Here is an 18196-nt window from a genome sequence, read left to right as displayed (position 1 = left end):
TCAGCCCCCGAGGATCTGGTTACGCAGACGGGCGCGGGCGTCGGTGTCGCCGGTCGAGGCGGCGCGTAGCGCGTTGCCGTTACCGCCGGTGGATTGCTGGACCTGCTCGCGGCGGGCGGCGGCATTGGCCCACTGCGCCTGGACGCGGTTGACGACTTGGGGGTCCCCGCTGGGGATGCCGCCGCTCACAGGGGTGCCAGTGGATGATCTGCCACGGCCGATGCCCGACATGGCGTTGCCGTAGGCTCCGGCTTCGCGGCGTGCGGCGATGTCGGCGCGCATCTGGTCGCCGTAGGCGCGGGAGCGGGCGGTCATCTCGGCCTGGACGTTGCGGGAGGCTGCCTGCTGGGACTCGATGCGTTCCATCGCGCCGATGCGTCGGTTGACCATCTGCTCGGCGGCCTGGGCGCGGTCGGTCTCGGTGGGGGCGCTCCGCATGCTGCTCGAACTGTTGCCCGAGCCTGTGCTGGTGCCGGTGGCCTGTCCCTGCGGCCAGGCCATGCCCTTGCGTCCGGCGGGCTGGGCGGCGCCGTTGCGGTTGGCGGTGCCGTTGCCGGCACCGGTGTTCTGACGCGCTTCGGCTTGGCGTGCCTGCTGGCGGATCAGCACGTCCTGCATGTACTGCTTGCCCTCGGGCGAGGACTGCCAGCGGGTGTTCTCATCGAACGCGCGGTCGGCTTGGCGGCGGCGGTCCTTGAAGGCGGCGACCTCGGCGGCGCGGTTGGCGCGCTGGTTCTTGATGTTGCGTTCGCCGACCTTCTGGAGCTTGTTGGCGCCCCACGACAGGGCGCCTCCGCCTCGGGTGGTGTCGCCTGCCAGATTGTTGATCATGTCGAGGTTGATCACGGTGGTCTCCCGTCAGTGGGGGTCGTCGGACAGGCGGCGGTCGCCTGCCTTCAGCTCGCGCTGCCGGTGCAGCTCGGCGGTCAGCGCTGACCACGGCCGGACCGTGCCGTCGTAGTCGGGGCGGTGCTCGGGCACCGTGTAGGCGGGTTCACAGAAGGTGACGGTCGTGATCCCCTTGGACAGAGCGAGCGCTGCGGCCCCGGGGTCGGCGGTCACCAGTACGTCGATCGGGCAGCCGGTGTGGCGCAGGCGCTGGACTTGGCGCACGTAGCAGGCCGGGCTCGGGGCGGGGTCGGTGGCGATGCGGCACATCAGGTGGGTGTGGCCGCGGAAGTTCTCCACGTGCAGCCAGCGGGCGGCCTCGTGCTCGGGGTAGACAGCGCTGATGACGGCCACGCACGCCTCGACTTGCAGCCCGGCGAACAGGGCCGCGCCGTGACCGATGACCTTCTCGCCACCTTCGGCGCGCAGCACCCCTTCCAGGGTGAGGGCGAAGCGGATCATGCCGGTCCCCTTCGGCTCCACAGGGCGGCGCGCGTCACCAGCTGGTCCACCGACGACAGTTGGGCTCCGTAGCGGTCTTGCTGCACGGAGGTGGTGGCGGCCTTGTTCTGGGCGGCCAGCTCGCGCAACGCGGACACCACGCCCGACTCTTTGTGCGCCTGCCACCGGTAGTTGGCCCAGTCGAAGTAGCCCTTGCCGCCCTGGGCGAACGCGGCGCGTCGGCCGCCGTGAACGTCGTCGAACATGGCTTGGGCCTGGGCAACGACCACGCGCAGACGGGAAGAGGCGTTGACCCACCCGGGCGAGCGTTCGGGCAGCGCGTTGACCTCGCGCGCCGAGGCGCGGTAGCGGTCGATCAGTTCGCGGGCGGTCTCGGCCTCGCGCAGGATCTGGTTCGCCCACTCGGCCGGGTACATCGAGCGCGGATTGGACGGCAGGGCGGGCGGGGTGATCGTCCAGGAGTCGCTGGTGAGGTTGTAGGCGGCGTAGGCGTTGATGTCGCGGATGTCGCTGCCGGTGGGGTTGACGAAGTAGGTGACCTCGTAGTGGCGTTCGCCGAAGCGCTGGTCGGCGGTGTAGGGCCACACCTCGGCCTTGAGGCGCTCGGTCATCTCGGCGGCCGTGAGCTGCGCGCCCACGCCCTGATAGTCGGGGTTGTGCTCGAAGAAGCACGGCCAGTCAACGCCGATCAGCACGTCCAGGTCGCCGGGGGCGTCACCGGCGGCGCGTGGTCCCGCCCATTGGTAGGTGACCCCGGACCCGGCGATCCACAGCGTGGCCCACTTGTCGGGCTGGCTGTAATGGACGCGCCAGTAGTCCATGAGCGTCGAGATGATCTGCGAGCGGACCCCGGATTTGATGCGCGGCAGCTCGTCGCCGCCGACCCGGTCGTAGAACAAGGCGGGGTCGAGCGTGTCGGCGGGCGCGGAGAAGTAGCCCGACGCTCCGTCGGTCACGGCGATGGCAGGATCTGCGGCACGCGCCAGATATACGGACTGGTCCATAGATCAATTGTGAGCGCGGCGCTTTCGCCGTTGTTAGTGCGAGCCGGGGCGCTCATTGATCTACGGGACGTAGTAGTCTTTCAAGAAGGCACCCCTGGGGGACTGTGCTCTTTCCTTGTTAAAGGTGAGTCCGCATAGACCTCAACCCCCGGGGGTGCCATATCGGTCTTTAGCGGCGGCGGAGCCTGACGGCGTCGGTCAGCCACAGCGGCCAGGCTGGGCGCACGGCCCCGGCGAAATCGCGGCGGGCGCGTAGTACCACGACGCGGACGTGGTCGCCGGTCTTGGGCGAGTGCACGTAGCGGGAACGGCCGATGTACATGCCCACGTGGCCACGGCCGTGGAAGAACACCAGGTCACCGGGTGCCAGGTTGCGGCGCGACACCTTGCGGGGAATGCGGCGGTACTGGTCGTAGGTGACGCGCGGCATGGTGACGCCGGCCACGCGCCAAGCGCGCTGGACCAGACCCGAGCAGTCGTAGGCGCGCGGTCCGGTTGCTCCCCACGCGTACGGCTTGCCGCGTTGGGCCAAGGCGTAGCGCACGGCGATTTCGGCTGATTGCTGCCAGCGGGAATAAGCAAAGGCCACACGGTTCATTCGTGTGGCCTTGGTGCGGTTGTAGCTGATGCGGTTCTTGCGGTTTTTCTCGGCCGCCACGCGCATAGTGACGGCCTGTTCAGAATGCGGACGCACGCCCTGTTCGGCGGGTCTGTATGGCGCGGCGGGACTGAAGGTCAACACAGCCGCAGCAGCCAGGCTCGCAGAAATTACCAATTCGGGCTCCCTCAATCGGTGACAAGGACTCGTCAGGCCGCCTTGTCGCGGGCGGTGCTGACAGTGCTCTGCACGGGGCAGAAGTCGCACAAAAAGCGGGTGGCGGGGAGGTCCTTGGGTTTGGCGAGCCCGGCTTCCTTGCGCAGGGCGGCGGTGTCGGGGAGCAGGCGCTTGGAGTCGTCGCGGTAGTCGATGCACAAAGTGGGACGGCGGTGGGCGGTGAAGCATGCCAGGGCGTCTTCGCGCAGCGTGTTGGAGACGTTGTAGAAGTCATCGCCCAAGCCCTTGCCGGACTTGTCGCGCAGCAGCTCCAGGATCTTGGTGCGCTCGGATGGCTGCCGCCACGCGGCGGCGGGGATGCCGACGTACAGCTGGCCGTTCTCGCCCTCGGGGTGGCGGTGACGCGCGGCAGCGTATTCGAGGGTGTCGTCGTACTGGGTGGGGCCGCCGTAGGCGGGCAGCTCCTCAACGGTGTTGCAGATGCGGCATTCCAGGAGCCGAATGGTGTCGCTCACGATTCCCCCGATGGTGGTTCGTGCCCGGTGTTGGGGCACTGCCTGGTGGCGCGTTCGAGTCGGGGGGTAGTGGCAGGTGGAGGCTCAGGCCGTCAGGGCTGGGAATTGAAGCTCTTGCCCAGTTCCTCCACGCACTTCTTGTAGAAGAAGTGTTCAAGCTCTGCGAACTTCTTTTGCTGATCAACCCAGTCCTGCACCGACAGGGACGTTCGCTTCCCCTCGTGGTCGATGAGGTGGCCGTTGTGGCTGTCGCCGCTGATGCTCATGGCTTAGTCCTCACAGGGTTCGGGTAGCGGGCGTCGAATTCTTCATCAGTGAGGGGCACGATGCCGTCGGCGGCCAGCTCCGCGGCGTAGCGTGCGCGCATCTGTTCCCGCAGAAAGCTGTCGAAGGCTTCGTCGGCCTTCTGCTGGGTGTGAAGGCGGCGCACCCAGTCGGGACATTCCATGGGTTTGCGGTTGCCCTCGTCGTCAACGACGTAGACAGGAAACAAGGCCATCGGTTCAGCCCTGGTAAGGCATGGGCGGCTTGTACGGCCAGGACGGCATGTAGCCGGGCGTCTCGAACTCCTTGCCGCAGACGCCGACCTTCTTCGGCGCTTCGACGATGCCGTACCAGGTGGGGTACAGGTCCTGGCGCATGACCGGCGTGAGGGGTTCGGGGAAACCGCCGCGGTCGCGGATGACCTTCTTGTAGCGGCCGTCGGTCGCGCCCGCCCACAGGTCGGCGTTCATGCTGCGGCACTCGGGGTAGGCCATGGCTCAGTCCTTCTTCCCGGCTCGGCTGCCCTTGCCCTTGGCTCCCGAAGCGCCCCCGGCGCCCTTGGAGACCTTGGTCTTGCCCTTGCTGGCTCCCTTGGCGCCGGTGGCGAAGACCTTGTTGAGGATGTCGGCGGTCACGCCGAGCTTCTCGCGGCGGTCACCGTCGAAGCTTTCGACGGTGCGCACCACGCGGCCCGAGTGTCCGGCGCGTCGCCGGTCACCTGCCGCCATCGGCCGCTTGTGGCTCTTGCCTTCACCTATCGCCATGATCGCCTCCTGTTTCAGGGTCTGATGCTTTTGATCAAGCTCCGGTAAATGGGTCAGAAAATCCCCAGCGCCGGAAACGAAGTGCCCTGGTAGCCCGAGCGTCGCCCCGAGAAGTCCACGCGCTGGTACAGCTCGTCCACGCGTGCGATGTCGTCGATGCCGAGTGCGCGGTTCTCGTAGCCGAAACGCGGGCGGAACAGCTTCTGCGGGTACAGGGGGCGGATGTCGCGGAGCATCTGTGCCGGGAGGGTCCAGGTGGCGAGGGCGTCGTCGACCAGGCGCTCCTCGTTGCTGGCCCACGGTTTGGGGGCGTAGACGGTGTCGGGGTCGCGCGGGGTAGGCCCGGGTGCGCCGGAGGTGGCGATCGGGCGGCGGCCGAGCTGGTCGGCCGGGCGGGGCGGCCGGATCACCGTGCGGCTGGCCATCTCAGCCTGCCGTTCCCGAGAAGTACATGGCCGCCAGGATCACGTCGAAGGTCCACACCATCGGAATCACCAGACCTGCGGCGGCGCGTGACAGGCCGCGGCCGTAAACCAGGCGGCGCAGCTCCAGCTCCAGCGGGTTGGGCTGGGTGGCGGGTTCGCAGCGCAGCAGGTGAGGAGAACGCATGGTCATCTCCAGCTCGGTAGGAAACGTCGCATCCGGTCGGCGCGGATGGGATCGATGCCGTCGTGCCGCATCGAGGGCACGTAGCCGTAGCGGCGCTGCATCGCCATCGCCTGCTCGGGCGAGGGAGCGTTGACCTTGCCCATGTGAGCCAGGTGCACCGGCTCGTTGCCGCGGGCGGTCCACTTCAGGCCGCGCGCCTGGTACTCCAGGCCGGTGGCGGGGTTGAAGTCGGCAGGCCACTTGTAGTCGGCCGGGTCGATGATCTCGCCCTTGTGAACGCCGCGCTGGGTGTTGGCGGCGCTCACGCGGTCCTGCACGCTGGACAACACCCGGTCCCCGCGGCGGGTCACGATCGTGCCCAGGTACCCGTCGGGATATTCGGCCTGCCCGATCCTTGGGGTCTGCCGGGAACGGGATTCGTCCAGCCAGTTACGGAACGACGGGGTTCCGCCGCCTCCCTGCTGCACCGGCGCACCGGGCACCCCCTGCCCGAAGGGGGGCAGGAGTTGCCAGTTGGAGCCGGGTGCGGGCATGCAGGTGGGGTTCCCTTCGGGCTGGGCCGGGCGAACACGGCAGTAGTTGCTACTCGTTCACCCTTGGCGCGAGGTCGGCGAGATCTTTACGACCCCTCAGTGGGGGCGCGTGGCCTCGGAGGCGTTCTGAGCTGCGGCGGCCAGGTCGATGCCTTCGCTCTGCTGCTGGCCATCGCCGCCGGAGCTGTTGTCGGGCTTACCGCCGCCGACCATGGAGGAGGCGGCGTTGATGCCGGCGTTGAAGGCCATCGAGCGACCGGCCTGGCCCGCTGCCTGACCGGCTGCGCCGCGGGCGGCGGTGGAGGCGGCGGCGCGGGCGACCATGGGTCCGGCGACGCGGGCGGCGGCCAGGATCAGCGGGAGCACGCGATCACATTCCCTGGCCGTAGGCGCGGCGGGTGTAGAAGTCACGGGCGCCGACCGCACTGGGCATGAGCTTGGTGTTGCGCAGGTTCGCCGACGCCTCGGGAGCGTTGCTGTAGTGCATGGTCATCTGCGGGGCGAAGCTGGCACCGTGGCGCTCGTGCACGCTCTTGCGGTGCTTGGCGGTCGCGGCCTCCATGAACGAGCCCTTGCCGTGCTTCTTGGGCACGGTGATGGAGCGGTCCGGCGTGCGCGGCGCGACATTCCAGCGGTGGGCCTGGTCGCCCATGCGCGGGAACGAGGTGGTGGTCTTGTCTGCCACGGGAACTCCCCCGATAGGTACTGTCTGCGGCCGGAGAAGTTCGCCGGAAGGGGTCCCGTTTTGTGGCGCCGCTGTTTCACTTTCCATGATAGGAACAGGTGCCAGGCAAATGTTAGAACGCCTTTTGCGACGGGGAGGGCGAGGTTTGTGTGTTTCCGGCGGCCCCGCTGATGCCTTGGGAGAAGTCGCCCAGGCGGGCACCCTGCCCCAGAGTGGTCTTTTCGCTGGCGGCCAGATTCTGCGCCGGTGGGGTTCCGGCGGCGGGGGTGGCGTTCATCATAGCTGGCACGACTGGCTCCTCACGTCACAAGGATCTTGATCATGAGTGCGGTGACCTGCCCGTCAGGCATGTCGACCGTGCAGAATCCCGGACAGCAGACAAGGTCGATGCCTCTGGGTGCGACGAACCCTCGGGAGATCGCAATCGCCTTCATGGCCTGGTTGACCGCACCCGCGCCCACGCACCGAAGCGCCACGCTCTTTCCGTCGTAGATGCCGTTGGAGATGGCCGCGGCCAGTTTGTTGGAGTTGCTGGATGCCTTCACGCGAAGCAAAGCGTCAACGCTGCTGACCTTGTTCTCCTCGACCGTCCCAGATTCCATGTGCTTCCCCCGAAACCCTTGCCTTTTCTTCAAGAGTGGGGGAAAGCACATGGAATTTGTTAACTGGCCTTCTTCATATGGTCGGGAGCTATTCGCTGGCCGATGTGGATCAGGGCGGGCGGGTTGTCCAGGTAGTCGGCCGCTGCCCGCAGGATCTCGGCGCTGTCGCGGGCAGCCGTCAACAGCCTGCCGTTACAGAGCCTGCACAAAAGGCCGCGGACCACGCCGGTCTTGTGATCGTGGTCCACGCTCAGGCGTTGGCGGCGGGTGCCCTTGCAGATCGCGCACCGCCCGCCCTGGGCGGCCAGCAACGCCTCGTACTCCCCCGGACCCAGCCCGTAGGTGAGCTGGACGCGGCGCTCATGCCGTCCCGCCGACCGTGCCTTCTTCCGGCAGGACGCGCACACCCGTGCTCGCGGCCCCGAATAGAACTTGGCCTGCCGGTTGCGTTCGCACTTGGCGCAGCGTCGCATCCCGTTGCGCGTCATCGTCGGCTCCCGTGCTCGGCCGCCCGCTCCAGTCGCATCGCGGCGTGCAAGTCGCGGCGCTTGGCGGTGCGCCGGTCCACGCAGTAGGCATACGTCGGCGTCGCCCACCGCCACATCGTCCGCCCCAGCATTCTCACGCTGCCTCCTGCGTCTGCTCGGGCGGGCGGCAGCAGCCGTCGCAGCCATGCACACCCCACGCCCACCCTTCCTCGGACCCGTCGCGCAGCATCCGCCACGCCAGGTCGTCGGGGTCGGGATGGCCGGTGCCGTGCGGGCAGATCCGCTCAGCCAGCCAGCCGCGGTCAGCTCGAAACCGCAGCGACAGTCGCGCATGTGGTGGTCGGACGGATGGTGCAGGCAGCAGGTGTGCTCCCAGCACTGGTCGGGGTCATGGGTGTGCAACAGCCCGTCACGCACCCACACCCGCCGACCGACCAGCATCCGTCCGATCTCCTTGAACACCTGGTCTGGCAGCACGATGCCGTCCCCACCATCGCGATGGCCATCCTGATGGCCGGTCATGCAGCCCACCTTCCTTCTCGCCGGTCGGTGTCGGCGCGGCCGATCCGCCGAGACAGCTCCCGGGAGACGAACCTCTGCTTGTGCTCGGTGGACTCGTACATCGCAGTGATGATCTTCCGGTAGGCGTGGGCCTCGTTGTACTTGTCCGACAGCTCCTCGTACTCGGGGCTGCTCAACGCCTTGGCCTTGGCCGCCGTCACCGTCTTGCTGCCCTCGCTGTGGTTCAGCAGCCCGATGGACTTGTACCGCTCCAGGGCGTCGCGGGCGGCTGCCTCGTCGATCTCGGCGGCGGCCAGCTGGACGCCGACGAACTCCAGCCACTGGGTGTACTGGCCGAACAGCGTCATCAAGGCACTGTCGTCCAACTCGGTAACGTCGTGGGGTAGGTCGGGCATCTCGTCGCCGGGCCGGGCGGGCAACCACATGCCCTGGCCCATGGCGGCGTTGGCCGCGCGGCGCGAGGCACGGCGCAGACGCAGGTTAGGCGGCATCGGGCACGTCCTCGGCGTCGATCGGAGCGGTCAGAGCGGCGGCGGCCGGGTGGCCCCAGCACACGGCGTTGAACGGGCAGCCCTTGCAGATGCCACTGTCTGGAGACACATCACGCGGGCGGGCAGGTGGCACCTTGCGTTCCACGGCGCGCTCGACCTCGCCCGCCAGCTCTAGCTTGCGTTCCACGATCCGCGGCGAGGCTTTCACCACGAATTCTTTGACCTGCTGGTTCATCTTGCTTTCGTAGATGAAGATCATCTGCGTGAAGGGCAGGCCCATCTGCGCCGCGAGCCACAGGTAGAGGTTGGCCTGGCGCAGGTGGCTGGGGAACGGGGTGCGCAACTCCTTCCACAGCCCGTCGAAGTCGACCAGCTTGCGCCCCCCGGCGACGATCTCGTAGCGGGCCAGCAGCTCGGGGTTCTCGAACCGCACCGTCCCCAGCCCGATGCTCTTGATCTCGATCAGGGCGCCCTTGTCAGGCACGGCCCCGTCGGCGTGACCGGCGATCAGCCCGACCTCCAACGGCACCTCCCGGTAGACGATGTTGGTGTGTCCACCGACCTTCGAGCCGACGTAGTCACAGCCGTCATGTGGGAAGTCGGCCTCCAGTCCGAGGTAGTGCACGCCACACCCGTCGCAGTGCCACTTGCCCCACAGCACGCCCATGTCGCGGAGCCAGCCCTGCCAGCGGGCGTGGATGTCGTGGCCCTGCTCGAAGATGTTCTCCCGGACGAAGGAGAAGGCGGGTTTGCCGTCCTCGGTGGCCGGCGCTCCGGTGATCGTGAAGTAGGACCGGCGCGGGCACCAGTCGTCGTGGCTCATCTCCGATGGATGCAGGCAGTCGCTACGCCGGTCAGAGGGAGCGTCGGCCTTCTTCAGCAGGTGCGCCTGCACATCCCCCAGCAGCACGGTCGGCTTCTTGCGGATCTCGGCGAGATCTTTGAGACGGCCGGTCAGCTTCACGTGGCCGCCGGTCGGCTTACTCCGGGGCACCGAACGCCTCCTTGCCGCACGCCTCGCAGCTCACCGGGTCCCCCATCAGGAACCGCGCGAACTGCTCGATGGCGTCCATCCGTGCCTTGAACGGGGCCCCGTCGGTGTAACCGCGCGCGTTAGTAGCCGCGGCGGTGACGTGCTGGCGAGCGGTACTCAGCGCTTCGGCACGGTCCTGGAGACTCACGCCGCCTCCAGCCACAGCTCGTCGTCCACGATCACCTCGGGGATGACCGGCAACGGAGTGAGCTGCCCGGGAGGGAACCATCGCCAGTTGTCGCGCTTGTAGTGGGCCCGCAGGTACTTTCTGTCGCGCTCATGCATCCCGCCCCACACGCCGTTGGACTCGTTGTTCACCAGGGCGAACAGCAGGCATTCGGTGCGCAGCGGGCACACGGCGCCGTCGTCGTCGCCGTTGCAGATCCTGATCGCCTCGTCGGCTTCGCCGGTGTCGAACCAGGGGTCGTAGTAGCGGCTGACGGCGAACGAGACGCACTTGGCGGTGCGGGTGTTGTCGTCGCGGTCGCCGACCCATTGGGGTGCGTTGATCCGAAGGTGCATGACCATGATTTCAGTTCCCCCGATCGTGATTGGTGAACTGGTGGAAGGTGTTCTCGTCCAGGACCACCCAGCTGCGGTGGCCCATCTGGATGCCGAACGCCATCTCGCGGCCGTCCAGCAGCGCGTGGCGTTCGGCCAGCAGCAGCTCGTCGAGCTTGAGCGTGTACGACTTCTTGGCGGTGGTCTTGTACTCGATCGACCACTTGGCGGTGCGGACGTCGTTCTTGACCGCCCAGCCGTTCCCCGAGCCGGGGGTGCGACGCCCGCCGTGCAGGGCCGCACCCGCCTTCTCCTGCCGCAGCGAGGCTTTCTGCTGCGGGGTCTTCACCACGCCTCCCCCGTGTCGCTGGTGTATGCGGGGTCGGCGGGAGGCACTGTGTGCACCGGGTAGTCCGGTGCCGGGGGGTGCGGGTCGCGGACCATGTTGAGGTGGATGACCTGTGGCCGGTACAGCATCCCGACCATCAGCAGCAGCACCAGCGTCAGCCTGCACGCCCAGATCATTGGCCCGCCCGCTGCTGGAGCTGGTGCTGGATCCGCTGCTGCGTCAGCTCGTACGCCGCCTGGAAGTCGGCGAACATCTGGTTGCGCTCGATCTCCAACTGGTCCAGGTCGATGCCCAGCCACTCAGCCAGCAACGGAATCTGCCAGTCACACAGCTTCAGGCCCTTCTCGTCCTCGACCCAGTCAAGGAACTCTTCGACGGCCATCCACTGCTCGCGGTGATCGTGGTAGCGATCCAGCATCGGGTACGGGCGGTCGTCCTGCCTGCTTGGCTCCTCACCCGTCTGCCAGTTCATGCCGCCTCCTGCTCGGGCGCGCGGGTGTAGGCAGGGTCAGCGCACATGGCGATGACATCGGCCTCGTGGTCTTCGTCGGGGACGGTGCAGCTGCTGCACAGGCGACCGGCGGCCGGGGCGCTCTTCTTGGGCGGGCGCTCGCCCCACTTGCAGGCGACGATGCCCGCCTCCTTGGCGCGGCGCTCCAGGTCCCGGATGCGGTCGGCTGTCTCGGGGAACCACATGTCGATCTCGTCCAGCTCGCCGGGCCGGGCGAAGCTCCCGCACAAGCACTCCCCGCTCATGTGCAGCAGGTCGGACACCTCGTTGCGGGGAACGGGGTCGCCGGCATCGGCGAAGTGCTTGCGGTAGGCGTTCATGTCGGCGTCGGTCCAGTGCACGATCGGGCTGACCCACACCACCGAGCCCTCGCGGTCGATCTCGTTCGCGTTGCGCATCCGGCGCTCGGACTCGTCCAGCCGCATCCCCGCCAGGAAGATCAGGCGCTGCCTTCTGGGCTGGTCGATGAAGCGGCGGCGGACCTTGCGCAGGGCGCGCTCTTTGAGGCGGGTGTACATGAACTGGTGGCCTGCGGGCCCCGGGAAGCCGCGCCAGACGGCCTCCCCGGCATGCTTGCCCATCTTGGCGTGCACATTTCCCAGGACCAGGTCGTCGTAGGAGTCGTCGGGGTGCTCCTCAATCAGTGGCAGCCGGTAGCTGAAGGTCGTCGCGCGGACGAACTCGCGGGTCTCCTCCACGCCGATGCCGGTGTTGATGTGCACCACGTGGGTGGCGCGCTTGCGCATCAGGTGCGTCAACACGGTGGAGTCGTTGCCGCCGGAGTAGAGGCACAGGATGCCCTGGAGGCTCTTGCCGTCAGCTCCGATGTCGGCGATGGCCCGGTCCAGAATTTCGTGGGACTGGGCGATCTTGTCGTGGATGCTCATGTGTAGCTGTCCTCGTCGATGTCGTCGCCCACATCGAGCAGGCGCAGCGAGAAGCGGTAGGTGTGCTCGTCCCACCACGCGGCCACCGGGTGCTTGCCGGGCCGTACCAGCTGCGACCAGGCGAACGGCGGCTGCTCGCCGCGGCGGTAGAAGTCGTCGGTGCCGTGCATGTCCAACACGTTCTGGACATGGCAGGCGTAGTCGCCGTCGTCGGTCCAGACGGGGGCGCGGTGCCCGCGCTGAGGGCAGTCGCGGGGGTGCCGCGCGTCGACCACCCGGAACGGCAGGTTGAAGCGCGGCACCACCAGCGTGTGTTCGGTCGAGACCCACATGTCAGGCCGCCGCCAGGTGCTCGACTTCGGCAGCCTCGCGCCCGGCCGCCCGGAAGGACTGTGCGGCGGCGCGGGCCAGGATGGCGTCGGTCAGCAGCTGCTGAAGCTCGGGTTCGCTGCGCAGCGCGGTGGCCATGGCTTCCTTGCCGTGCCAGCGGTGCCCCTCGGCCGAGAACCATCCGCCCGCGCCGGTGATGACGTCGAACAGGATGCCCATCGCGACGATCTCTTTGACGGTGTCATAATCCCCGGCGGCGAAACCCAGCACGGGAGCGTCGCGGAAGAAGTACGTCAGGGTCGCGATCTGGTGCGGGCTGGCGCCCTTGTTCTTGATGGTTTTGGCCTTGATCGTCTGACCGACCCGAATGGTGCCCTTTCCGGGACGGGCCTCGTCGATCCATTCATCACGCCGGACTTCCAGGCGCGTCCAGTAGAAATAATTCTTCGCATTTCCGCCGGGCGTGGTCAATGCGGGGCCGTGCGGTGAAAACCCGCCGATCTTCTCCCTGTATTGGTTGATGATGATGCCCAGCAGGGGCTTCTCTTCGCCGTTCATCGCGCGCTTGGAGGCGCGGCCCGCCTTGCGGCAAAACTTCCCCGTCAGCCGGGCGCCCAGCGCGACGACCAAATCCTCCATGCTCTTGTTGGCCTCTTCCCCAGCGATCAGCGCGGGGTAGGAGTCGAGCACGATGGCGTCCACCGAACGGGACTCGGCGAACTTGAGCATGGTGTCGTAGGCGTACTCCATGTCCTGGGTCGGGACCACGATGACGCGGTCCAGGTCGATGCCCAGGCGCTGAGCCTGCTCCGAGTCGAAGTGCTCGGCCGCGACCCACACGGTGACAAAGTCAGGGTCACGGCGCTGATTGGCGGCGATCGTCTTCTGCACGATCGCGGTCTTGCCGTGGGACTCTCGCCCGATGACCTCGGTCCACTGGTTGCCGGGGAACCCTCCCCCGAGCGTCAGGTCCAGGGCCAGGCTTCCGGAAGTGAACCGCGGCGGCGGCACGATCTCACTGGCCAACACGACCGCGTTGTCTCCGGCTTTCTTGTTGATGCTCGCGGCCAAGGCGAGAGCTTGTTCGTTGACAGGCATGTCGATCCCCCCGAATCGTCGAGCTGGTCAGATGCCGCACACACCGGTCGAGCAGGAGCGTTCGGCCGACTCCTCGAAGTACTCCACGCCCTCGCGGCCCACGGCCTCGCTATAGGGGACGGCGGTCAGAGGCTGTCGGCCTCGCGCACCGTCAGGGAAGACCGTCAGCCCGCGCAACAGCGGCAGGTATTTGGCGAGCATGTCGCCGAACTCAGCAGGCCCCATGGCCTGGCCGCCGAACGCGGGCAAGTTGAGGGTGCTGCTGATCCCCATGTCGATCCAGGTCTGGAGCCACGCCTGCATCCCGATCCGGCGTTCGGGGACGGCGGCCAGATCGACGGCGGTCTCGATGTCCTCGGGGTTGATGCCCGCGGCGATCAGGCGGCGCGCGGCCTCGTCCACCACGTACTGGTAGCGGGGCTGGCCGTCGGCGAAGTAGCGGCGCTTGTAGGCCAGGCTGTACAGCGGCTCGATGCCCGAGGAGGTCTCCCCCAGGATCGCGATCGTCCCGGTGGGGGCGATGGCGCGCTTGGCCACCGGGCGCGACACCTTCAGCCGGTCGGCGTACTTGATCGCGGCGGAATCCGAGACTCCGGCATACACGTCCAGCCAGCGGGCCAGCTCGACGTCTGGGGCGTACCGCTTGCCGCGGCGGATCAGCCACTCGTGGATGCCCATCAGCCCCAGGCCGATCCGGCGGTTGCGCTCGCGCACGTCCTCGACCTCGGGGTACGGGAGCGCCGAGTAGATAGTGCCGCACAGAAGGAATGCGGTGGCGACCTCGACGACGCGTTCCAGTTCGTCCAGGTCCTTGATGCGCGGCAGGTTGATCGACCCGAGGTTGCAAACGTCATCGGAGTCGTGGGAGGTGACCTCGCAGCAGGGGTTGCGCAGGTTCTCGCCTTCGTGTTCGCCGCAGTCGATGCTCAAGCCCGGTTCGCCGGTCAGCAGCATCTGCTCCACGGCGGTCTCGTAGATGCGGTGGGCCTTCTCGTGGGAGTCGTCGTCGGCGTTGTGGTAGGCGGCGAAGAACGCGTTGTCCAAGATCACCGAGATGTTGGTCTGGTCGAGCGGGGCGCCCATGCCCTGGGAGGCGGCCTGCTTCTCCAGGGAGTTCCACTGCTTGGCGGTGATGAATTCCTCGATGTCGTCGTGATCCCAGTGCAAGCCAGCCCACAGTGCCGACCTGCGCGACCCGCCGCCGCGGATGTACCGCCCGGTGTCGTTGATCATCTTCATGAGGGAGATGGGCCCGGTCGCCAGCCCACCGGTCCCCTTCACCCGCGCGCCCGCCGGGCGGATGTCGGAGTAGACCACGCCCAACCCGCCGCCGGTACCCAGGGTGAGCACCGCCTTGCGGGTCAGGTCCGCCCACCCTTCCCGGGAGTCGGCGGCGCGGACCAGGAAACAGTTGTTGACCTGGTTGACCTTGCGACCTGCGGCGTACAAGTACCGGCCGCCGGGGATGAACTTGCGGGCTCCCATGAACTCGGCCGCCTGGTCGGCCAGGTCGGGCAGCAACGGGCGCATCACGGTGTCGACGACGCGGCGGACGGTATCGGGCCAGGTCTCGCCGTCCTGGGCGTAGCGGACGCGGTAGATGTCGGCGGCGAAGCGGCTCATCTGGCCGTCGGCGACAACAGTGGTGGTCATGGTGCCCCCTGGTTATGCGATGCGGTCGACGACCTTGGTGGGCTGGAAGCCCTCGGTCGGCAGTTGCCGGGCCGCCCGGGTGGGCTGCTCGGAGGTCAGGTGGGAGGGCAGGGAGGCACCGGAGGTGGAGTGGCGCACCGGGTAGCCGCAGTCGAAGCAGCGGGCGCCGCCGCCCAGGCCGGCGACGGTGAAGTAGTTGCCCGAGTGGCAGTCGGGGCAGCGCAGGTTCTGCCGGGCGGAGGCGGCCTTGCTGGCGGCGACCTGGGCATGGCTCTGCTCGTCCTGCGAGGCGAGCGGCTGCGGGGTGTGCGGGGTAGAGGGGTAGGCCCACCACGGAAGCTGCTGACCGGCCGGAGTCTGCTGCACCGGCGCGGCCGGGGGCGCCGGGCGGGGGTTGCCGAGTTTGTTGTCCCAGAATCCAGACATCTGTTGCTCCTCTAACCCAAGTGGCCTTCGTCGATCAGGTGCGCGACGATCGTTTTGGTGGTGGCGGCGATCAGCGCGGCATACTGGGCGACCAGCGCTTCGGCGACCTCGGGCTCGGTCTCCACTCCCTCGACCAGGGAGGCGGTGACGATCAGGCGGGCCAACTGCGGGGCGTAACGCGCGATGACGGGCTCGACCGGCGCGGTGGCGGCCAGGCGCTGGTGGGAGGCGTAGTGCTCGGCTTCGGACACCTCGGGGCCGGGCGGGACCAGCCCGATGCTGGCCAGCACTCGCTCGACCTGGTCGCACGGCAGGGTGTCCCAGGCCAGCTGGCGGGTGATCGGCAGTGTCATCTCAGGCGGCAGCATCATCGGCACCCTTCGTCTCGGCGCGGCGGGCACGGCGCGCGGCGTTGGTGCAGGTGCGGCATTCGCGACGCCCAGCGCGAGTGGTGAGGTTGTCGCCGGCAAGCTCGTGACCGCGAATGCAGTGGGTCTTGCGCTTGTTCTGCGCGGCCGGGCCAGTGCCGCGCAACGCGTTCTCCCCCCGGCTGAGCACGATGCAGTGACCGACCGCCGGGCGAACACAGGTGCGGTTGACGCACTCGTGCTCGATCGTCATCTCCGGCGGGATCGGTCCGACCAGCCACTCGTACGCCTGGCGGTGGGCCCGGACGTTCGTGGACCGCCAGCCCGACCCGGTGTTGCGGTACTGCAAGGAGAATTCGCCGTAGCCGTCGCGGTTGACGTTTCCCATCCACTCCCAGCAGCCGTCGGGGTGGTCAGGGTCCTTGTCGACCAGCGCCCAGAAGCGGTTCCAGTCGGCGTGCTGCTGCGCGGGCGTCTGCATCACTTGGCCTCCGCCCAGCAGTCGACGATCTTGACGTCGGTGGTGAGCGGGACCTTCAAAAGGTCGGCGATGCCGGGTCCGACCATCGCCTGCTCCAAGCCCTTGGCGCACTGCTCGGCGATCTCCTCGGGAGCCACGCACACCAGCTCGTCGTGGATCGTCAGCGCCATGCGCGCCCCGGCCGGAAGCGCATCGGGAAGCCGGGTGATCGCCAGCTTCATCAGGTCCGCGCCGCTGCCTTGGATCAAGCTGTTGAAGATCTGCCGTTCGGCCTTCTTCCTGATGCCGTCCTCGCGGGCGCACAGCTCGGGCACGCGCCGGTAGCGGCCCAGCAGCGTGCGCACGTGCGGGGGCTTGCGGCGGCGGGCCTCGGCGATCACGCGCTTTTTGAACCGGTAGATCTCGGGGAACAGCTGCTCGTGCTTGCGCATGAACTTCTTGGCCTCGGCGACGGTGATGCCCGCCATCTGCGCGACCTTCCCGGGTCCGGCCCCGTAGACCACGGCGAAGTTCAATCCCTTGGCGCACTGCCTCTGGGCTTTGGTGACCTGGAGGGGGGTGACGCCGAAGACCGTGGCGGCGGTGGCGGTGTGGGGGTCGATGCCGCGCAGGATGCCCTCGTACAGGGCGCCCTCGCCCAGGTAGTGGGCCAAGATCACCAGTTCGACCTGGCCGTAGTCGGCGACCACCAGCTTGTGGACGGGCGGCGCGACGAACAGCGACCGGATCGGCTTGCCCCACACGGTGTCCGGCCTGGGGATGTTCTGGAGGTTGGGCTGGAAGGAGGAGAACCTTCCGGTGACGGTCCCGTACTGGCACAGGTTGGTGTGCACGGTGAGGCGGCCAGGGACCTGGTCGTCGAACACGATGGGCTCGCGGTCCTTTTCCGGGTCGCCCAGGTAGCCGTCCACATATGTCGACAGCAGCTTGCTGGTCTCGGCGTAGTCCAGCAGCGCGTCCACCACGGCGTCGCCGCGGTGAGGCTCCAGGGCTTCGGCGCTGGTGGAGGGCTGCCCGGTGTCGGTGAGCTGGAGAACCTTCAGGCCCCGGCCGCCCTCGGACTTGGGTGCGAACAGCAGGCGTTGCTTTTGTTGGGTGGAGGCGACGTTGAACTCGCGACCGGCGACGGTGTGGCAGGCGGCCAGGCGGCGCGCGGTCTCGTCGGTCAGCTCGACCTTGAGCTTGCTCAGCGCGTCGGCGTCCAGCATGGTGCCCGCCTTGAACGCCGGCAGCAGCTGCTCCAGCACACCCATCTCCAGGTCCATCACGCCGGTCAGGTCGCGCTCGGCGATCATGCGGCGGTAGCGCCGGTACAGAAGCCAGGTGTAGTGGGAGTCCAGGTAGGAGTAGGTCGTGACCTTGGAGAAGGGGTGCTTCTCCACGCACTTGCCGACGTCTTCGGTGTCGTAGGCGTGGCCGTACAGGCGCTTGACGGTCGGCTTGAGACCCTTCTGCACGTTCTCGTTGAGCAGCCACCCGGCCACGATGGTGTCGAAGTAGGGGGGCGGGGGGATCTGTCCGCCGGGCAGGTGCTGGGAGACCGCGACCGCGTCGGTGGGCATGGAGTGGGCGACCTTGATCCGGTCGGACATGAAGATCGGGGCGAGGGTGTCGAAGACTTGGCGGCGATCCAGCTGGGCCGGGGGCTGCTCCCAGACCGGATGACGCCGGTTGATCATCTTGCCGTTCTTGTCGGGGGTGGGGACGATGCGCTCGCCGACGACGGTGTCCCCGATCGGGTGCCCCATCGGGATGGTCCAGGCGTTGCCGCCGCCGGTGGCGATCGACAACCAGGTCACATTGCAGCGGGCCGGGACGCCGCGGTGGGCTCCCGCCGCCTCGATGTCGAAGGCGAACGCGTTGCGGGTGGACAGCACGGCGGCCACGTGGGCGAGGTGGTCAGGGGTGGTGACCACTCGGCGTGTGAACCGCATTGCGTGTCCTTTCTGGTAGGGCG

At 67.9% G+C, this 18196-nt stretch carries 32 protein-coding genes; all 32 read right to left on the bottom strand.

What is annotated here, in order from left to right; all coding sequences use genetic code 11:
* Positions 1-846, bottom strand: coding sequence for a hypothetical protein (locus tag G339_RS38470; protein ID WP_019629631.1), 846 nt, complete (start codon positions 844-846; stop codon positions 1-3).
* 12 nt (positions 847-858) lie between these two features.
* Entirely contained in the window at positions 859-1350 is a 492-nt protein-coding gene (locus tag G339_RS0103185; protein WP_157407286.1) for a hypothetical protein, read from the bottom strand.
* Positions 1347-2354: a hypothetical protein gene (locus tag G339_RS0103180; protein WP_157407285.1), complete on the bottom strand. Its 1008-nt coding sequence runs from the start codon at positions 2352-2354 to the stop codon at positions 1347-1349. Before G339_RS0103180 ends, G339_RS0103185 begins: the two co-directional genes overlap by 4 nt.
* A 169-nt stretch (positions 2355-2523) precedes the next feature.
* Positions 2524-3018 (bottom strand): C40 family peptidase, encoded by a 495-nt coding sequence (locus G339_RS39675; protein WP_205625480.1) that lies wholly within the window; start codon positions 3016-3018, stop codon positions 2524-2526.
* A 143-nt stretch (positions 3019-3161) separates the two neighbouring features.
* Positions 3162-3644: a hypothetical protein gene (locus G339_RS39670; protein WP_019629627.1), complete on the bottom strand. Its 483-nt coding sequence runs from the start codon at positions 3642-3644 to the stop codon at positions 3162-3164.
* A gap of 92 nt (positions 3645-3736) precedes the next feature.
* Positions 3737-3910, bottom strand: coding sequence for a hypothetical protein (locus G339_RS38465; protein ID WP_019629626.1), 174 nt, complete (start codon positions 3908-3910; stop codon positions 3737-3739).
* Positions 3907-4143 carry a hypothetical protein gene (locus G339_RS0103160; protein ID WP_019629625.1) on the bottom strand — a complete coding sequence of 79 codons (237 nt, stop codon included), beginning with the start codon at positions 4141-4143 and terminating at the stop codon, positions 3907-3909. Before G339_RS0103160 ends, G339_RS38465 begins: the two co-directional genes overlap by 4 nt.
* A 4-nt stretch (positions 4144-4147) precedes the next feature.
* Positions 4148-4402 (bottom strand): hypothetical protein, encoded by a 255-nt coding sequence (locus G339_RS0103155; protein ID WP_019629624.1) that lies wholly within the window; start codon positions 4400-4402, stop codon positions 4148-4150.
* Between the two features lie 3 nt (positions 4403-4405).
* Entirely contained in the window at positions 4406-4672 is a 267-nt protein-coding gene (locus tag G339_RS0103150) for a hypothetical protein (protein ID WP_157407283.1), read from the bottom strand.
* A 53-nt stretch (positions 4673-4725) separates the two neighbouring features.
* The gene (locus G339_RS0103145; RefSeq protein WP_019629622.1) at positions 4726-5097 is read right to left on the bottom strand and encodes a hypothetical protein; all 372 of its coding nucleotides are present in this window, start codon (positions 5095-5097) and stop codon (positions 4726-4728) included.
* A gap of 1 nt (position 5098) precedes the next feature.
* On the bottom strand, positions 5099-5287 hold the full coding sequence (locus G339_RS0103140) for a hypothetical protein (protein ID WP_019629621.1): 189 nt from the start codon (positions 5285-5287) through the stop codon (positions 5099-5101).
* A complete protein-coding gene (locus tag G339_RS0103135; protein ID WP_019629620.1) occupies positions 5284-5814 on the bottom strand; it encodes a hypothetical protein in 531 nt (176 codons plus the stop codon). Before G339_RS0103135 ends, G339_RS0103140 begins: the two co-directional genes overlap by 4 nt.
* A 96-nt stretch (positions 5815-5910) precedes the next feature.
* Entirely contained in the window at positions 5911-6180 is a 270-nt protein-coding gene (locus G339_RS0103130; protein ID WP_019629619.1) for a hypothetical protein, read from the bottom strand.
* Between the two features lie 4 nt (positions 6181-6184).
* The gene (locus tag G339_RS0103125) at positions 6185-6499 is read right to left on the bottom strand and encodes a hypothetical protein (RefSeq protein ID WP_157407281.1); all 315 of its coding nucleotides are present in this window, start codon (positions 6497-6499) and stop codon (positions 6185-6187) included.
* Between the two features lie 299 nt (positions 6500-6798).
* Positions 6799-7101 carry a stage V sporulation protein S gene (locus G339_RS0103120; RefSeq protein WP_019629617.1) on the bottom strand — a complete coding sequence of 101 codons (303 nt, stop codon included), beginning with the start codon at positions 7099-7101 and terminating at the stop codon, positions 6799-6801.
* Positions 7102-7160: 59 nt separating this feature from the next.
* On the bottom strand, positions 7161-7589 hold the full coding sequence (locus G339_RS0103115) for an endonuclease VII domain-containing protein (protein ID WP_205625468.1): 429 nt from the start codon (positions 7587-7589) through the stop codon (positions 7161-7163).
* Positions 7586-7726 (bottom strand): hypothetical protein, encoded by a 141-nt coding sequence (locus G339_RS38460; protein ID WP_157407279.1) that lies wholly within the window; start codon positions 7724-7726, stop codon positions 7586-7588. Before G339_RS38460 ends, G339_RS0103115 begins: the two co-directional genes overlap by 4 nt.
* Positions 7727-8107: 381 nt before the next feature.
* Positions 8108-8458: a hypothetical protein gene (locus tag G339_RS0103110; RefSeq protein WP_157407277.1), complete on the bottom strand. Its 351-nt coding sequence runs from the start codon at positions 8456-8458 to the stop codon at positions 8108-8110.
* Between the two features lie 133 nt (positions 8459-8591).
* Positions 8592-9596 carry a PD-(D/E)XK nuclease family protein gene (locus tag G339_RS0103105; protein ID WP_019629614.1) on the bottom strand — a complete coding sequence of 335 codons (1005 nt, stop codon included), beginning with the start codon at positions 9594-9596 and terminating at the stop codon, positions 8592-8594.
* Entirely contained in the window at positions 9583-9783 is a 201-nt protein-coding gene (locus G339_RS32415; RefSeq protein WP_033322066.1) for a hypothetical protein, read from the bottom strand. Before G339_RS32415 ends, G339_RS0103105 begins: the two co-directional genes overlap by 14 nt.
* Positions 9780-10163 (bottom strand): WhiB family transcriptional regulator, encoded by a 384-nt coding sequence (locus G339_RS32410; RefSeq protein ID WP_019629612.1) that lies wholly within the window; start codon positions 10161-10163, stop codon positions 9780-9782. The genes G339_RS32415 and G339_RS32410 overlap by 4 nt, the downstream gene beginning before the upstream one ends.
* Before the next feature lie 4 nt (positions 10164-10167).
* Entirely contained in the window at positions 10168-10485 is a 318-nt protein-coding gene (locus G339_RS0103090) for a hypothetical protein (RefSeq protein ID WP_019629611.1), read from the bottom strand.
* Complete coding sequence (locus G339_RS0103085; RefSeq protein ID WP_157407275.1) at positions 10482-10634, bottom strand: hypothetical protein; 153 nt, start codon at positions 10632-10634, stop codon at positions 10482-10484. The genes G339_RS0103090 and G339_RS0103085 overlap by 4 nt, the downstream gene beginning before the upstream one ends.
* A 23-nt stretch (positions 10635-10657) precedes the next feature.
* Positions 10658-10957, bottom strand: coding sequence for a hypothetical protein (locus tag G339_RS0103080; protein WP_019629609.1), 300 nt, complete (start codon positions 10955-10957; stop codon positions 10658-10660).
* A complete protein-coding gene (locus G339_RS32405; protein WP_019629608.1) occupies positions 10954-11883 on the bottom strand; it encodes a phosphoadenosine phosphosulfate reductase family protein in 930 nt (309 codons plus the stop codon). Before G339_RS32405 ends, G339_RS0103080 begins: the two co-directional genes overlap by 4 nt.
* On the bottom strand, positions 11880-12215 hold the full coding sequence (locus G339_RS0103070) for a hypothetical protein (protein ID WP_019629607.1): 336 nt from the start codon (positions 12213-12215) through the stop codon (positions 11880-11882). The genes G339_RS32405 and G339_RS0103070 overlap by 4 nt, the downstream gene beginning before the upstream one ends.
* 1 nt (position 12216) lies before the next feature.
* The gene (locus G339_RS0103065) at positions 12217-13311 is read right to left on the bottom strand and encodes a P-loop NTPase family protein (RefSeq protein WP_019629606.1); all 1095 of its coding nucleotides are present in this window, start codon (positions 13309-13311) and stop codon (positions 12217-12219) included.
* 27 nt (positions 13312-13338) lie between these two features.
* Positions 13339-14964 carry a hypothetical protein gene (locus tag G339_RS0103060; RefSeq protein WP_084693087.1) on the bottom strand — a complete coding sequence of 542 codons (1626 nt, stop codon included), beginning with the start codon at positions 14962-14964 and terminating at the stop codon, positions 13339-13341.
* Between the two features lie 12 nt (positions 14965-14976).
* Complete coding sequence (locus tag G339_RS0103055) at positions 14977-15390, bottom strand: hypothetical protein (protein ID WP_019629604.1); 414 nt, start codon at positions 15388-15390, stop codon at positions 14977-14979.
* Between the two features lie 11 nt (positions 15391-15401).
* Positions 15402-15743 carry a hypothetical protein gene (locus G339_RS0103050; RefSeq protein ID WP_157407273.1) on the bottom strand — a complete coding sequence of 114 codons (342 nt, stop codon included), beginning with the start codon at positions 15741-15743 and terminating at the stop codon, positions 15402-15404.
* 1 nt (position 15744) lies between these two features.
* Complete coding sequence (locus G339_RS36375; protein WP_157407271.1) at positions 15745-16242, bottom strand: HNH endonuclease; 498 nt, start codon at positions 16240-16242, stop codon at positions 15745-15747.
* Positions 16239-18173: a DNA polymerase gene (locus tag G339_RS36370; RefSeq protein WP_084693086.1), complete on the bottom strand. Its 1935-nt coding sequence runs from the start codon at positions 18171-18173 to the stop codon at positions 16239-16241. Before G339_RS36370 ends, G339_RS36375 begins: the two co-directional genes overlap by 4 nt.
* Positions 18174-18196 lie beyond the last annotated feature (23 nt).

Source organism: Actinomadura atramentaria DSM 43919 (genome assembly GCF_000381885.1).
Taxonomy (GTDB): Bacteria; Actinomycetota; Actinomycetes; order Streptosporangiales; family Streptosporangiaceae; genus Spirillospora; species Spirillospora atramentaria.
Note: the sequence above shows the minus strand (reverse complement) of the source record. Positions and strands in the feature narration are given on the sequence as shown.

What these genes read in the sequence shown, in the direction of transcription:
- G339_RS0103185 (WP_157407286.1), bottom strand. Translation starts at nt 1,350, where the DNA reads ATGATCCGCTTCGCCCTCACCCTGGAAGGGGTGCTGCGCGCCGAAGGT.
- G339_RS0103180 (WP_157407285.1), bottom strand. Translation starts at nt 2,354, where the DNA reads ATGGACCAGTCCGTATATCTGGCGCGTGCCGCAGATCCTGCCATCGCC.
- G339_RS39675 (WP_205625480.1), bottom strand. Translation starts at nt 3,018, where the DNA reads ATGCGCGTGGCGGCCGAGAAAAACCGCAAGAACCGCATCAGCTACAAC.
- G339_RS38465 (WP_019629626.1), bottom strand. Translation starts at nt 3,910, where the DNA reads ATGAGCATCAGCGGCGACAGCCACAACGGCCACCTCATCGACCACGAG.
- G339_RS0103160 (WP_019629625.1), bottom strand. Translation starts at nt 4,143, where the DNA reads ATGGCCTTGTTTCCTGTCTACGTCGTTGACGACGAGGGCAACCGCAAA.
- G339_RS0103155 (WP_019629624.1), bottom strand. Translation starts at nt 4,402, where the DNA reads ATGGCCTACCCCGAGTGCCGCAGCATGAACGCCGACCTGTGGGCGGGC.
- G339_RS0103150 (WP_157407283.1), bottom strand. Translation starts at nt 4,672, where the DNA reads ATGGCGATAGGTGAAGGCAAGAGCCACAAGCGGCCGATGGCGGCAGGT.
- G339_RS0103145 (WP_019629622.1), bottom strand. Translation starts at nt 5,097, where the DNA reads ATGGCCAGCCGCACGGTGATCCGGCCGCCCCGCCCGGCCGACCAGCTC.
- G339_RS0103140 (WP_019629621.1), bottom strand. Translation starts at nt 5,287, where the DNA reads ATGACCATGCGTTCTCCTCACCTGCTGCGCTGCGAACCCGCCACCCAG.
- G339_RS0103135 (WP_019629620.1), bottom strand. Translation starts at nt 5,814, where the DNA reads ATGCCCGCACCCGGCTCCAACTGGCAACTCCTGCCCCCCTTCGGGCAG.
- G339_RS0103120 (WP_019629617.1), bottom strand. Translation starts at nt 7,101, where the DNA reads ATGGAATCTGGGACGGTCGAGGAGAACAAGGTCAGCAGCGTTGACGCT.
- G339_RS0103115 (WP_205625468.1), bottom strand. Translation starts at nt 7,589, where the DNA reads ATGACGCGCAACGGGATGCGACGCTGCGCCAAGTGCGAACGCAACCGG.
- G339_RS0103110 (WP_157407277.1), bottom strand. Translation starts at nt 8,458, where the DNA reads ATGACGCTGTTCGGCCAGTACACCCAGTGGCTGGAGTTCGTCGGCGTC.
- G339_RS32410 (WP_019629612.1), bottom strand. Translation starts at nt 10,163, where the DNA reads ATGGTCATGCACCTTCGGATCAACGCACCCCAATGGGTCGGCGACCGC.
- G339_RS0103080 (WP_019629609.1), bottom strand. Translation starts at nt 10,957, where the DNA reads ATGAACTGGCAGACGGGTGAGGAGCCAAGCAGGCAGGACGACCGCCCG.
- G339_RS32405 (WP_019629608.1), bottom strand. Translation starts at nt 11,883, where the DNA reads ATGAGCATCCACGACAAGATCGCCCAGTCCCACGAAATTCTGGACCGG.
- G339_RS0103070 (WP_019629607.1), bottom strand. Translation starts at nt 12,215, where the DNA reads ATGTGGGTCTCGACCGAACACACGCTGGTGGTGCCGCGCTTCAACCTG.
- G339_RS0103065 (WP_019629606.1), bottom strand. Translation starts at nt 13,311, where the DNA reads ATGCCTGTCAACGAACAAGCTCTCGCCTTGGCCGCGAGCATCAACAAG.
- G339_RS0103060 (WP_084693087.1), bottom strand. Translation starts at nt 14,964, where the DNA reads ATGACCACCACTGTTGTCGCCGACGGCCAGATGAGCCGCTTCGCCGCC.
- G339_RS0103055 (WP_019629604.1), bottom strand. Translation starts at nt 15,390, where the DNA reads ATGTCTGGATTCTGGGACAACAAACTCGGCAACCCCCGCCCGGCGCCC.
- G339_RS0103050 (WP_157407273.1), bottom strand. Translation starts at nt 15,743, where the DNA reads ATGACACTGCCGATCACCCGCCAGCTGGCCTGGGACACCCTGCCGTGC.
- G339_RS36370 (WP_084693086.1), bottom strand. Translation starts at nt 18,173, where the DNA reads ATGCGGTTCACACGCCGAGTGGTCACCACCCCTGACCACCTCGCCCAC.